This is a genomic window from Kitasatospora sp. NPDC051914 (assembly GCF_040680995.1).
GTDB lineage: Bacteria > Actinomycetota > Actinomycetes > Streptomycetales > Streptomycetaceae > Kitasatospora.
In genome coordinates, this window is record NZ_JBFAXX010000039.1 from 31172 (window position 1) to 43901 (window position 12730).

Genomic DNA, 12730 nt, shown 5'->3' on the forward strand with positions numbered 1-12730 from the left:
GGTGCACTCCTTCAGGCGGGCCAGCCGCCGAACTTCACGCGTTCGCCGCGGCCCAGGGCGGCGGCGTTCTTCCGTTCCCGCTCGTCGATGCCCAGCCACTCCGCGTAGGTCACCGGGTGCACGCCCCGGGCGGCGAGCCGTTCGGCCAGCGGCGGGGCGGCCGGGTCGGCCCGGTGCGCCGCGATCGCGCCGGGGGCCTCGTCGGCGAGCAGGGCGCGGACGGTCTCGGCCGCGTCCGCCTTGTTGGTGCCGATCACCCCGGTGGGCCCACGCTTGAGCCAGCCGGCCACGTACTCGCCGGGCAGCGGCCGGCCGTCCGGGCCCAGCACCCGCCCTCCGGCGTTCGGCACCACGGCCCGCACCGGGTCGAACGGCACCCCGGGCAGCGGGACCGACCGGTAGCCGACCGAGCGCAGCACCAGCTGGACGGGCAGCAGCTCGTACACGCCGGTGCCGCCGACCCGGCCGTCCCCGCGGGCCGCCGTCCGCTCCAGGCGCAGGGCCGTCACCCGCTCGCTGCCGAGGATCTCCACCGGCCGGCGCCAGAAGTGCACCGACACCCGCCGCGGGCGGCCCCGCGGTTGCCGTGCGGCCCAGTCGGCGAGCACGGTGAGGTTCCCCTGCACCCGGCGGTCGGGGACGCCGTCGGCGGTGACGGTGCCCGCGAGGTCGGCGGTGACGTCGACGTCCGGGAGGTCGCCGAGCTGCCGCAGCTCCCTGGTGGTGAAGCGGGCCTCGGCCGGGCCGCGGCGACTGACGACGTGCACCTCCTCGACCCGGCTGGCGGCGAGGGCCGCGAGCACCGGCTCCGGCACGTCGGTGGCGATGAGGTCGGCGGCCGGCCGGGCGAGCATCCGGGTCACGTCGAGCGCCACGTTGCCCGCGCCGATCACCGCCACCGACCGTGCGCCGAGGTCGAACAGGCCGGGGTCGGCGTCCGGGTGCCCGCAGTACCAGCGGACGAAGTCCGCCGCCGCGGCGCTCCCCGGCAGCTCCTCGCCCGGTATGCCGAGCCGCCGGTCCTCGGGCGCGCCGGTCGCGTACACCACCGCGTCGTACCCGGCGAGCAGCATCTCCCGGGTGACCTCCCCGCCCAGGCGCAGTCCGCCGAGGAACCGGACCCTCGGGTGTTCCAGGACCCGCCGCAGGTAGTCGGCGATCGACCTGATCGACGGGTGGTCGGGCGCGACGCCGTAGCGCACCAGCCCGTACGGCGTGGGCAGCCGGTCCAGGACGTCCACCGCGACCCCGACACCCGCCCCGCCGGGCGCCTGCCCGGCCTGCTTGACCAGCGCCTCGGCCGTGTACAGCCCGGCCGGCCCCGACCCGACCACCGCCACCCGCAGCCACGGCACCCCCGCACCGCCCCCGCCGCTCACGGCCCGGCCCCCGCCCCGCCACCGACCGGCTCCCGTCCACGGGAGCTGCACGGCACACAGCACAACACGCTCATCGGATCCGCTCCCGCCCCGGGAACGCGCAGCGCACACCCCGGACGGCCGGACACGGCCGGCACGGCCGCCGTCCCCTCCATCGTCCCACCTCAACGCCCCCGACCGGCCCGGAGCACTCCGGAGGCAGGGCCGCAGCCTCCCCGCGCCCGGGCGGTGCCGACGAAACCGTCCGCGGGCCCGGACGACCCGGACGGTGCAGTGTCCGCCCGGGTGCCGCGGCGGGACGACCCGTTTGCCGGACGGTGCGGCACGCCACGCGCGGCGCCTCGCCGGTATCTGCACCCTCGGCCGGGGCCGCCGTCCTCATCGTCCGCCGCCGCATCGTCGGCCCGGTCTTCTCCGCCACCACGCGCAACGACAAGGCCGTGTACGTGCTGCTCATCGGCACCGTCTGCCTCGGCCTGGGCACCACCGTCCTCGGCAACCTCACCGGAGACCCGCACGACTACCGGTAGACCGTCGCCCCCGGTTCCGCTCGATCTTCACCCTCCACCCCGACACCGACCTGATCCTGGCCGCCCCGTCGGCTTCCGCCTGCACGCCCTCGCCGCCTGGGCCCTGTTCGCCTTCTGGCCCTTCAGCCGCCCGGTGCACGTGTTCTCCGCACCCCTCGGCCACCTCACCCGGCCGTACATCGTCTACCGCAGCCGCGACCCCCGTCTCGGTGCCGCCGCCCCGCGGCTGGGAGCGCACCGAGGGCTGACCGCACAGAAGGCCGCCCGTCGGGAAGCGCCCCCGGCAGGCCGCTGCCGGTGACGGACCGTGCCCAGGGGGTCGGCCCACTTTCCTGACGCGTACATGACCCGCTAGCATGGCGGGGCTACTACGGTTCCCCCCGGCCCGTAGTCCGCACGGGTGCGCGTCCTGGCCCCAGGGCGCGCACCCGGCACGTCCTCCCCGTCGGCGCAGTGCGAAGATGCCGCCGGATGCCGTCCGGAGGGGTGAGGGCCGGCGTGTCGGGGCGGCCCGGGCCGCCGGACCGGCCCGTTCGGTGCTGCGATGGGCCGAGGGCAGAACGTCCCGGGCGGCGCCGCCGGGCAGGGCCGGCCGCGACCGCGGGACCGGACCGAGGCGGCACCATGGCGAACGCACTGAACGACCGGGCGGACCGGAACGCACTGGCGAGCGGCGCCGTGGCCGCGGCCGCCGTGATCCTGCTGCTGGCCGGCCTGCTCGACCTGCTCCGCGGCATCATGGCCATCGCCGAGGACGAGGTCTTCACCCGCACCCCGAACTACACCTTCCAGTTCTCCACCACCGCCTGGGGCTGGATCCACCTCGCCCTCGGGGTGCTCGCACTCCTCGCCGGCCTGGCCCTGTTCCGCCTCGCCCTGTGGGCCAGGATCGTCGGCGTGGTCATGGCGTCCCTGCTGATCGTCGCCAACTTCCTGTCCGTCCCGTACTACCCGCTCTGGTCGCTCACCGTCATGGCCGCCTGCGTCTTCGTCATCTGGGGCCTCTGCGCCGTCCGCCGGTAGGGCGGCCCGCGGGCGGCCGGGTGGGGTGACCCCTCACCCGCGGCGCGCGTGTCGGACGGCGGGAGTGATCGAGCCGCCCGATACTGCGGAAGTGACTGATCGTCAGAAATCCTTCAGCCGTCGGTCGTTGCTCGCCGCCGGCGCGGCCTTCGCGCTGCCGCTCGGCAGCCGGACGGAACTCCTGGGGCTGTCCTTTGCCGCACCCCGCCCCAGTGCTCCCGGCGGGGCGAAGCCGGGCCGCAGTCTGCTGCCCCAGCTGTTCGGCGAGGAGATCCGGCGGATTCCCACCGACGAGCGCGTGGTGGCCCTGACCTTCAACGCGGCGTGGAACGAGGACGGCATCGACACCGTCCTCGACGGGCTCCGCGCCCGCGGCGTACCGGCCACCTTCTTCCTGACCGGCCGGTTCGCCGAGTCGCATCCCGAGGCGGCCGAGGCGCTCGCCGCGGAGCACGGCGTCGCCAGCCACTCCTACAGCCACCCCGAGCTCGACGACCTCGACGCGCAGGGGCTGCGGGAGGAGGTGGCCAGGGCGGACGAGGCGATCCGGTGGGCCACCGGCGCCGAACCGCTGCCCTTCTACCGGTTCCCGTACAGCGAGACCAGCCCGGACGCCATCGCCGAGGTCAACGCCCTCGGCTACGCCGACATCGAGTTCACCGACGACACCCTCGGCTACCTCGGCGAGGCCGGCGGCATCGGTGTCGACGACGCCGTCGCGCGGGCCGTCGCGGCGATCGGGCCGGGGACGATCCTGCAGATGCACCTCGGTGCGAGCGACGGCTCCGGGCCGAACGTCGACTCCCGCGCCCTGCCGTACATCGTCGACGCCGTCGAGTCCCGCGGGTACGCCGTCATCGACCTCGGCTCACTGGTCTGACCGACCTCGCCGCCCCGGCGGGCGCGCGGTCCTACCAGGCCACCGGGAGCTCCTGGACCCCGTAGACGATCATGTCGGTGCGGTAGCGGAGCGACTCGTACGGGACGGCGAGGCGCAGGCCGGGCAGGCGGCGGAAGAGGGTCTCCAGGGCGATCTGGAGCTCGGCCCGGGCGAGCGGCTGGCCCAGGCACTGGTGCACGCCGAAGCCGAAGGCGAAGTGGCGGCGGGCGTCGCGGGTGACGTCCAGCCGGTCACCGTCGGGGAACACCCCGGTGTCCCGGTTGGCCGTGGACACCATGCACAGCACGCCCTCGCCGGCGCGGATCCGCGTGCCGTCCAGGTCGACGTCCTCGAGGGCGACCCGGGGGACGCCGAGGTGGACGATGCCGAGCCAGCGCAGCAGTTCCTCCACCGCGCCCTTCACCAGGGCGGGTTCGGCCCGCAGCCGGGCGGCCTGCTCGGGGTGGCGGAGCAGCGCGAGCGTGCCGAGGGCGGTCATGTTGGCGGTGGTCTCGTGGCCGGCCACGAGGAGCAGGACGCCCGTGGCGGCGGCCTCCTCGGGGGAGACGTCGGGTCGGGCGGCGAGGCGGCCGAGCAGGCTGTCGTCCGGTCGGCGCCGCTTGCCGGCGGTCAGGTCGGCGAGATAGGCGTTGAGTTCGCGCTGTGCGGTGCCGACCGTTTCGACGGGCGCGGCGAGGTCGAGCAGGACGGCGCTGCGGCGCTGGAAGAAGCCGTGGTCCTCGTAGGGGACGCCGAGCAGGTGGCAGATCACCAGCGACGGCACGGACAGCGCGAAGTCCCGGACCAGGTCGGCGGGGGCGCCGCCCGCGGTCATCCGGTCGAGCGCCTCGTCGACGGTCTGCTGGATGCGCGGCCGCATGGCCTCGATCCGCTTGACGATGAAGTCGCCGGTGAGCATGCGGCGCCGGCGGGCGTGCTCGGCGCCGTCGAGGCGCAGGAAGGTCGGCGTGGAGCGGTTGAGCAGTTCGCGGCGGCCGGGGGAGAGGAACGGGAAGCCGGGGTGGCGGGCGTCGGCCGAGAACCGGTGGTCGCCGAGGACGGTGCGCACCTGGGCGTGGCCGGTGACCAGCCAGCAGGAGGTGCCGTCCCAGAGGGCGGCCCGGGTGACGGGCGCGGTGCGGTGGGCCTCCTCGTACGCGGGCGGCGGTGCGAAGGGGCAGCTGCCGCGCGGGGCCGGAAGGGCGGGGGCGGCCGGGTCGACGTGGCTGCGGCGGTGGGGTGCGGTGGTCATGCCGGGTCCTTCCACGCGGTGGTGCGGCGCGCCCGGGCGGGGCCGTGGGCTGCCCGGGCGCGGCGCTGCGGTCAGTCGTCGAGCACGGTGATGGCGTTGCCGGGGCAGAGGGCGGCGGCCAGCCGGACGGTCGCCGACAGCGCCCGGTCGGGGCCCGGCAGCAGCAGACGGACGAGGCCGTCCTCCTCGGACTGGTCGAAGACGGCGGGTGCGGTCGAGACGCACTGGCCCGAACCGCAGCAGCGGTCCTGATCGACGGTCACCTGCATCGCGGCTCCTCGGGGGCGGAGGGCTGGGGCAGTAGAACGGTTGCCCGGGTCAACCGATAGCACACCAACGAACCTGCGTGCAGTCGTGTACGGAGAAATTCCGCGGCTTGGCCGAATCCGGGCACCCCGTTCCGGCCGAACCGGGCGCCGCGGACGCAGGGGCGCGTGAGGTGCCCCCCACGCGCCCCCGGACCGACCGCCCGGCTCAGGCCCGGCGCAGGCTGCCGGTGCGGCGGCGCCGGGTACGGGCGGCCGCGAAGCCGGCCAGCCCGCCCAGGACGATGCACAGCGGCGAGTACAGCGCCAGATCCCAGTGGCGGAACGCGGCTGGGGTGTCCCCGAGTTCGAGGCCCGAGACGGCCAGGCCGCCGAGCCCGCGCACCGAGAGCACCCCGGCGACCGTCCACATCCCGGCCCGGACCGGGCGCGAAGCGGCCAGGCCGCTCTCCGGCCGGGCGCCGGTGACGACCAGCCAGGCGGCGGCGCCGAGCAGCCCGGCCACGGCGACGGTCAGCGGCGCCGACGGCAGTTGCGACTCGTCTACCCCGACCACGACCTCGGCGAACTCGGCCCGCGAGGCCAGCGGCCAGGGCGAGAAGGCCCACACCGCGTGCAGCGCCCCTGCCGCGAGCAGCCCCGCCCCCGCGACCGCCGCCGCCGGACGGACCCCCGCCCCGGGCTCCGGTGCACCCTCCCCGGCCGGCCCCAGCAGCCACTCCTTGGCGTTCATCGTGCCACCCCTTCCCGACTCCCCTGTCCTGCCCGGAGGGCAGATCCATACACAACTGTACGGATGTTCCGTACAGTACTGTACGGAACATGGCCAAGGGCAAAGTCAGCAAGGACGACTGGACGATGGGCGCGTTGCGCGCACTGGCGCGCGGCGGGGTCGCCGCGGTGGCAGTGGACGGGCTGGCACGCGAACTCGGCGTCACCCGCGGCAGCTTCTACTGGCACTTCGAGAACCGGGAAGCCCTGCTGGTGGCCGCCCTGGAGACCTGGGAACTGCTCGCCACCACCGAAGTCATCGCGGCCGTCAGGCAGTTGGAGGACCCGATGGTACGAGCCAGGGCGCTGTTCGCCGAGGCACTGGGCAGCGAGAAGATCGCCGGACTCGAGCCGGCCCTTGCGGCCCAGACCTCCCACCCGGCCGTCGCCGAGGTCGTCGACCGCGTGACCCGGGCCCGGCTCGCCTTCCTCGCCGAGATCCTCACCGGCGTCGGCTTCGGCCCGCGGGACGCCCGCCGCCGGGCCCTCGCCGCGTACGCCGCCTACCTCGGCTGGCTGGAACTCCGCCGGACCGCACCCGAACTCGCGCCCGAGGCCCGGCCCGACGACCCGCAGGCCCCGGCCGCCCTCGACCACCTGGTCGACATGATCCTGGCCCCGGCCCTGCGCCCGGACGCTGCGGCGAACCCGGCCGCCGTGTGACACCGGCCCGGGAGCCGGAGCGTGTCCCGGGCGCGCCCCTACTGGGGCGCCCGGCGGCCGGTGAGGATCCAGCGGACGTCGACGAAGCCGCTCTGCTGCTCGGCGAGGCGGCCGTCGGCGACCCGCTGGTAGGTGACCCAGGTGTTGGTGAGGCGGGGGGACTCCGCGCTGGGGAGCATGCCGGCGGTGCCCCAGGCCAGCGGCGGCGTGGCCCCGCCGGTGTCGAGGGAGTCGCCGCTGTCGAGCTGGTTGCGCAGGGTCTTGGCGGTGAGCGGCTGCCCGGCGGAGGCCAGCCGCTCGGCGGCCTGGAAGAACACCTGATAGGCGACCCAGGTGGTCTGTACGCCGAGGTCGGAGGCGTCGACGGTCGAGCGGGGGGCGTGGTCGCGCAGGGTCTGCCGCAGGTCGTCCCAGACCCCCGAGCTCTCCGGCGGGTACCAGCCGGTCACCAGAGCCCCCTCGAGCGGGCCCCGGCGGCCGCCGGTGGCGTCGATCACCGACTGCTGGACACCGCCGAGGACCGCGGCGAGCCTGGTGCGCGCGGGACCGAGCTTCCGGTAGGCGTCCAGCAGGCCGCGGGTCTGTTCGATGCCGAGTGCCGTGGTCACGCAGCCGTCCTTGGCGTCCCGGCCGACGGCGGCGCGGACCGCGGCGGTGAAGTCCGGCCCCTTCTGCGGAACCTTGACGTCGGTCAGTGTGACCGACGCCGGCCGGAGCGCACCGGAGAGGTAGCGGGTGAGGGTGTCCCCGGCCCGGGTGTCCGGGCGCACCAGTGCCACCGTCCGGCATCCCGCGTCGACCAACTGCCGTCCGCTGCCCGCGATCAGTGCGGGTGTGCCGCCGGCCACCGGATAGGACAGCGGGCTGGAGAACTCGGGCCCGGACAGGCCGTAGCCGCCCACGTAGGGGATGCCGGCGGACTCCAGCGCGGGCATGAAGTCGTCGCCGTGCTGGCTGACGGAGCCGATCACGGCGACCGCCCGGGCGTTCACCGCCTCCCGGGCGCATGCGGCGGCGCCCTGCGCGCTGTCCTGCTCGTCGCAGGTGAGCACGTGCAGCCGACGACCGCCGAGACCGCCCCTGGCGGCGACCGACCGGCCGACGGCCTCCGCCAGTGCGATGCTCCCGGACCGGTCGGCGGAGCCGCTTCCGGACGGGGCCATGGTCAGCACGGTCACATCGCCGCCATGGGCCGCTCCGGCGCCCCCGGCGCAGCCCGATGCACCGAGCAGCGCGGACAGCAGGGCCCCGGCCGCTCCCAGGCGCGCGGCACCGCCGCCTCCCGTGCCGCGCGCGCTCCGCCGGTTCCCGCCGCTTGCCATGTCCATGCCCTTCCCTGGTCCGCTCGATGCCGGAGCCAGCCAATCGAGCGCGGCACACGTTCAGGCGGACGGCGGGCGAACACTGCGGGGTGTTCCGGGGAAGAGAAGAATGCTCCGCAAACGTGCCAATGCCCGCCCGGGGCCGATCGGCTGACCTGCCATCAGTGCGTTCGCGCAGCTGACGGCGGGTCTCACGGGACACGGCCCGGCGGGCCCTCCCTCCGGCATGTTCGGCCAAGTCGGCCGCGGCGGACGGTGTCAGGCGACCCGCCGTCCCGTGCCGGTGAACCCTCCGATCTCGAGGTCGACGGCGATCAGCCGGGCGGCGGGCGCGAGTTCGGCGGCGATCGCAGCCTGCTCCGCCGTGTCGGACCGAAGCCTGCCCCGTACGGCGGGCCGCTCGGAGAGCCGGCGCAGCCGCAGGTGGGTCGGCGGGTGCGAGCCGTCGACGGTGCCGAGCTCGCGGGCGGAGACGCGCAGCAGCCGCTCGCGCTCCAACGGCGGCACCCCGGCGATCCGCGCAGCCAGTTCGGCCCACGGCTGCACCGGGGCCCGCGCACCGGAACGGCCGGGTCGGCGGGCCAGGTCCGCGCGCATCCGCAGCAGGCTGGTGCTGACCGTCCGGTGCAGCATCAGTGTGCGCAGCATGCCGGTGGCGGCCTCGGTGCCGGCGAGGGCGGCGGCGAGGGCGTCCGCCCGGTACTCGGCCGCCTGGCCGGACCGCAGGGTCAGCCGGCCGAGCAGCCCCAGCAGGTGCCGGGCCGCGAGGTTGAACGGGCGCACCAGCAACTGGAGCACAGCCGAGGCGAACGCTTCCACGAAGGTGCCGAACGACTGCCGGTACAGGTCCGGCCTGGTCAGCTGCTCCCACTCCTCGAGGGCGTCCATCGCCGAGCCGAGCCAGAGGCCGCGTCGGCTGTCCGCGTTGACCTGGTGCCCGATCTCGTGGCCGAGCACGGCCAGCTGCTCACCCGGAGCCAGGACCGACCACAGCGGCAGGCCGATCTGCAGCACGCGCCGCCGCCGCAGGCCCGCCAGTCCGTAGGCCGCGTTGAAATCGGAGGTGATCACGACGAGGTCGACCGGTCGGCCGCCGAGGGCCCCGGCGACCCGGTCGGTCAGGCCGAACAGGGCGGGGGCCTCGCTGCGCGTCAGCCGTACGCCGTGCCGCGGCACCCGGCCCAGCCGCGGGCGGAGCGCGAAGACCAGCAGCGCGGCGAACAACCCGAGCACCCGCAGCGGCCAGGTCGGTGCCGCGACCAGCAGTGCGACGGCGGCGACCACCAGGACGGCGGTCGCCAGGTGCACCAGGCCGGCCAGGACGGTGGCACCGAGCCACGCGGGGTCGCGGACCGCCGAACGGTCGGCCGAGGCGGCCGCGTACACCCGCTCCACCCTGGCGCGCACGGCCCGGCGGGTGGCCTCGTCCTTCCGGGCCCGGCGCTCGGCCCGGCGCCGCCCACGGGCCGTGCAGTCCGGCGCCGGGGCGGGGGAGGAGGGGGCGAGATTCCACTCGCACGCCGGGCACCAGGAGGTGAACCGCGGGTCGTCGGCCACGGGGCCCGAGCACACCGGGCAGGCGTCGGCGTCGTTCGTACGCACTTCCCTCACACTTCGCGATCGTGCCACCGCCGCGGCCCGAGCGGAAGGCGGGATTCTCCAGGGACCGGGACCGCACAGGGGCCACCCGGGACCGTGCCGATTGCGCAGCGGTCGCCCCCGAGGGGCTGCCCTTCAGAGCCGGCCGCCGAGCGCGGTCAGCGCGTCGGCGTACTCGCCGCCCGCCTCCGCGGTGAGCTCCGCGAGGCTCTGCTCGCGGCGGACGGTGGCGAAGCGCACCGCACCGCCGGCCGTGCTGAAGCCGTGGATCGCCGGCCGGGGGATGCTGTTGTACGCCCACGGTGCGGACGTGTAGTAGCCGCCGGTGTCGTGCAGCACGACGAGGTCGCCCGGCTCGATCCGGGGCAGGGCCCGGCCGTACGCCACCACGTCGCCCGCGAAGCAGCACGGCCCGGCGACGTCCTGGACCTCCGAGGGCCCGTGCCGCCGCGTCCCGTCCGGCCGGTGGACGTCCACCCGCACCGGCCAGGCGTCCGGCATCAGCACCGTACGGGTGGCCAGGTGCGCGCCGGCGTGGGTGATGGCGATGCGGCGGCCGCCGACCTCCTTGGTGTACTCGACCCGGGCCGCGGTGAAGCCGTTCTTGGCGACGACGGACCGCCCGAACTCGGTGACCAGGGCGTACCCGCCGTCGAACAGGCCGGGCACCGCGGCACGCAGGTGCGCCGCGTAGTCGGCGTGCGAGGGGCGCACCGCGTCGTCGTCGAAGTTGACGGTCAGTCCGCCGCCGAGGTCGATGCTGTCGACCCGGCGGCGCCCGGCCCGCCGGTTGACCTCCTCGGCGAGCTCCCAGGCCGCCCTGACACCGGCCGCGATCAGGTCGAGCGAGCACCCCTGCGAGCCGACGTGGACGTGCAGCCGGCTCAGCCACGGATACCGGTCGAAGGCCGCCAGCACCCGCTCGCGGGCGCCCGCGTCGCGCAGCGGCACGCCGAACTTGGAATGCTCGGAGGCCGTGCTCATCGCGCCGATCGAACCGGCCCCCACCTGCGGATTGACCCGCAGACCGAGCACCGGGGCGCCGGCACGCCCGTCCAGCAGACCGGCGATCCGGTCCAGTTCCTGGAAGTTGTCCGCATTGACGGCCACGCCCAGGCCGAGCACCCCGGCGAGTTCGGCGCCGGTCTTGGCGGGGGAGTCCAGCACGATCCGCCCGGCCGGGACACCCGCCGCCAGCGCCAGCGCCAGCTCGCCGGGACTCGCCACCTCGCAGCCCATCCCCGCCTCGGCGACCAGCCGCAGCACGGGAACCAGCGCCGCCGCCTTCACCGCGAAGGTGTGCAGCACGGGCACGCCGGTGCCGAACGCCGCGCGCAGGCCGGCGACGGTCTCCCGCACCCCGTCCACGTCGAGGAATCCCGCCGCGACGTGCCGCTCGCCCACCAGCCCGGCCGCCGCCGCCGCCCCGATCACCCGGTCGCGCCTGCCGGCGTCGATCCGCCGCTGCCCACCGTCCTCGCGTGTGGTGTCCACCGTGTGCCGCTCCTCCTCGTCGCCGCGGGTCCGCCCCCAGGGCCTGTCCGGCGGATCTTGCCGGGCGCGCGACGCCGGACAGGCCCTAGAGGGCACGGCCCGGGCGGCGGCCGGGCGCTCCCTTCACCCTTTCGGCAGCCGCCACCCGTCGCGACCACTGTCCGCCGGAGGGGTGACGGCGCCCCGGCCCGGCGGCAGGTACTCGCCGCCCTTCACCCTCTCGGCGGCGAGTGGTGCACGGCGGCCGCCGCCACCCGGTGCATAAGGTGTGTCGCGGCCCCGACCGGAGCGAGGGAGAGGGACGGCGATGGGCGAGGCGGTCGGCTCCATGCTGGCGTCGGCGGTGGGCATCGCCATCAGCCCGCTGCCGCTGATCGCGGTGATCCTGATGCTGGGCACCCCGCGCGGCCGGACCAACGGGATCGCGTTCACCGCCGGCTGGACGGGCGCACTGGCCGCCCTGGTCGCCGCCGTCGTCGTGGCCGGGAGCGGGCTGAACCCCGACGAGGGCAGACCCACCTGGTCGTACTGGCTCGGGCTCGCCCTGGGCGTGCTGTTCGTCCTGCTGGCGGTCAGGCAGTGGTGGGCCCGGCCGCGCGAGGGGCACGTCAGCCCGCCGCCCGTGTGGATGCAGTCCCTCGACCGGTTCACCCCCGCCAGGTCGGCCGGGCTCGGCGCCGCCCTGGTCGTCGCCAACCCCAAGAACGTCGTCCTCGCCGTCGGCGGCGCCGCCGCCGTGGCGGCAAGCCCGGCCTCCGCCGGCGGCAAGGCCGTCGCCGCCGCCCTCATGGTCCTCGTCGGATCGCTGTGCACCCTGCTGCCGCTCGTGGTGCACCTCGTCGGCGGCGACCGTTCGACGCACGTCCTCGGCGAGGGGAAGGCCTGGGTGGCCGCCCACCACGCCGCCATCGTGACCACCGTGCTGGCCGTCCTCGGCACCGAGTACATCGGCGACGCGATCACCGCCCTGGCATGAGCCGCACCGCCGCCCGGGAGTCGCCCCACCGTGCAGCGGCGGAAGCACCTCGCGTCCCTGACGGGCAGTCGGTTCGGGTACGGCGGAAAACCCGGTGCGCCTGTGCCCGGCGGCTGCCTAGGGTGGGCGGGTGAGCACCCGTGACTTCCGAATCACCGTCCGCGGCGTCTTCGACGGCCTGAGCGACGCGCAGCGCGCCGAACTCCTCGCCCGGGCCGCGGAGCACGACGTCCTGCAGGCGGCCTTCACCACCGAGGGCCACCTCAGCTACGACATCGCCGCCCGCACCGCCTTCGCCTTCCGCTTCGCCGACACCGGCGAGGCCGAGGAGGACATCCTCACCGCCGCGGCCCGCGCCGAGGCCGCCGCCGAGACCTGGCTCACCGAACGCGGCTACGGCTACAAGAACCTCCGCTCCCAGGCCGAGGACCTCTCGCTCGCCGCACTCGGCAAGCGCCGCCGCCGCGAGGCCGCCCGCGGAGCCTGAACCCGGCCGCCGCGCTCAGCGCGCGTCCAGTCGGGTCGCCCGCAGCAGCTGGACGCGCCACCGTGCCGACCCGGCCTCCGGCTGCGCG

At 75.7% G+C, this 12730-nt stretch carries 14 protein-coding genes; 7 read left to right on the forward strand and 7 right to left on the reverse strand.

Features of this window, described 5'->3' with window-relative positions; all coding sequences use genetic code 11:
* Window positions 1-11: 11 nt before the first annotated feature.
* Window positions 12-1379: an FAD-dependent oxidoreductase gene (locus tag AB0M03_RS24745; RefSeq protein WP_363494377.1), complete on the reverse strand. Its 1368-nt coding sequence runs from the start codon at window positions 1377-1379 to the stop codon at window positions 12-14.
* A gap of 317 nt (window positions 1380-1696) precedes the next feature.
* Between AB0M03_RS24745 and AB0M03_RS24750 the strand changes: the two genes are divergently transcribed.
* The 4 genes from AB0M03_RS24750 (at window position 1697) to AB0M03_RS24765 (ending at window position 3812) form a co-directional block, all read left to right on the forward strand.
* Window positions 1697-1909 carry a respiratory nitrate reductase subunit gamma gene (locus tag AB0M03_RS24750; protein ID WP_363494379.1) on the forward strand — a complete coding sequence of 71 codons (213 nt, stop codon included), beginning with the start codon at window positions 1697-1699 and terminating at the stop codon, window positions 1907-1909.
* Between the two features lie 103 nt (window positions 1910-2012).
* On the forward strand, window positions 2013-2210 hold the full coding sequence (locus AB0M03_RS24755) for a respiratory nitrate reductase subunit gamma (protein WP_363494462.1): 198 nt from the start codon (window positions 2013-2015) through the stop codon (window positions 2208-2210).
* Between the two features lie 323 nt (window positions 2211-2533).
* Window positions 2534-2932: a hypothetical protein gene (locus tag AB0M03_RS24760; RefSeq protein WP_363494381.1), complete on the forward strand. Its 399-nt coding sequence runs from the start codon at window positions 2534-2536 to the stop codon at window positions 2930-2932.
* 91 nt (window positions 2933-3023) lie between these two features.
* Complete coding sequence (locus AB0M03_RS24765) at window positions 3024-3812, forward strand: polysaccharide deacetylase family protein (protein ID WP_363494383.1); 789 nt, start codon at window positions 3024-3026, stop codon at window positions 3810-3812.
* 31 nt (window positions 3813-3843) lie between these two features.
* Here AB0M03_RS24765 and AB0M03_RS24770 read toward each other — a convergent pair whose 3' ends face one another.
* The 3 genes from AB0M03_RS24770 to AB0M03_RS24780 all read right to left on the reverse strand — a co-directional run bounded on the left by AB0M03_RS24770 (window position 3844) and on the right by AB0M03_RS24780 (window position 6063).
* Window positions 3844-5064: a cytochrome P450 gene (locus AB0M03_RS24770; RefSeq protein WP_363494385.1), complete on the reverse strand. Its 1221-nt coding sequence runs from the start codon at window positions 5062-5064 to the stop codon at window positions 3844-3846.
* 71 nt (window positions 5065-5135) lie between these two features.
* A complete protein-coding gene (locus tag AB0M03_RS24775) occupies window positions 5136-5333 on the reverse strand; it encodes a ferredoxin (protein WP_363494387.1) in 198 nt (65 codons plus the stop codon).
* A 205-nt stretch (window positions 5334-5538) separates the two neighbouring features.
* Window positions 5539-6063, reverse strand: coding sequence for a DUF3995 domain-containing protein (locus AB0M03_RS24780; RefSeq protein ID WP_363494389.1), 525 nt, complete (start codon window positions 6061-6063; stop codon window positions 5539-5541).
* A gap of 89 nt (window positions 6064-6152) precedes the next feature.
* Between AB0M03_RS24780 and AB0M03_RS24785 the strand changes: the two genes are divergently transcribed.
* Complete coding sequence (locus AB0M03_RS24785; protein WP_363494391.1) at window positions 6153-6764, forward strand: helix-turn-helix domain-containing protein; 612 nt, start codon at window positions 6153-6155, stop codon at window positions 6762-6764.
* A 38-nt stretch (window positions 6765-6802) separates the two neighbouring features.
* Here AB0M03_RS24785 and AB0M03_RS24790 read toward each other — a convergent pair whose 3' ends face one another.
* The 3 genes from AB0M03_RS24790 to AB0M03_RS24800 form a co-directional block, all read right to left on the reverse strand.
* Complete coding sequence (locus AB0M03_RS24790) at window positions 6803-7927, reverse strand: ABC transporter substrate-binding protein (RefSeq protein ID WP_363494393.1); 1125 nt, start codon at window positions 7925-7927, stop codon at window positions 6803-6805.
* A gap of 417 nt (window positions 7928-8344) precedes the next feature.
* Window positions 8345-9688, reverse strand: coding sequence for a M48 family metallopeptidase (locus AB0M03_RS24795; RefSeq protein ID WP_363494395.1), 1344 nt, complete (start codon window positions 9686-9688; stop codon window positions 8345-8347).
* 132 nt (window positions 9689-9820) lie between these two features.
* Window positions 9821-11179, reverse strand: coding sequence for a diaminopimelate decarboxylase (locus AB0M03_RS24800; protein WP_363494397.1), 1359 nt, complete (start codon window positions 11177-11179; stop codon window positions 9821-9823).
* A 307-nt stretch (window positions 11180-11486) separates the two neighbouring features.
* On the opposite strand from AB0M03_RS24800, the gene AB0M03_RS24805 reads away from it, so the two are divergent.
* Complete coding sequence (locus tag AB0M03_RS24805) at window positions 11487-12155, forward strand: GAP family protein (protein WP_363494399.1); 669 nt, start codon at window positions 11487-11489, stop codon at window positions 12153-12155.
* Between the two features lie 130 nt (window positions 12156-12285).
* Window positions 12286-12642, forward strand: a complete 357-nt coding sequence (locus AB0M03_RS24810; protein WP_363494401.1) for a DUF6204 family protein — start codon at window positions 12286-12288, stop codon at window positions 12640-12642.
* Window positions 12643-12730 lie beyond the last annotated feature (88 nt).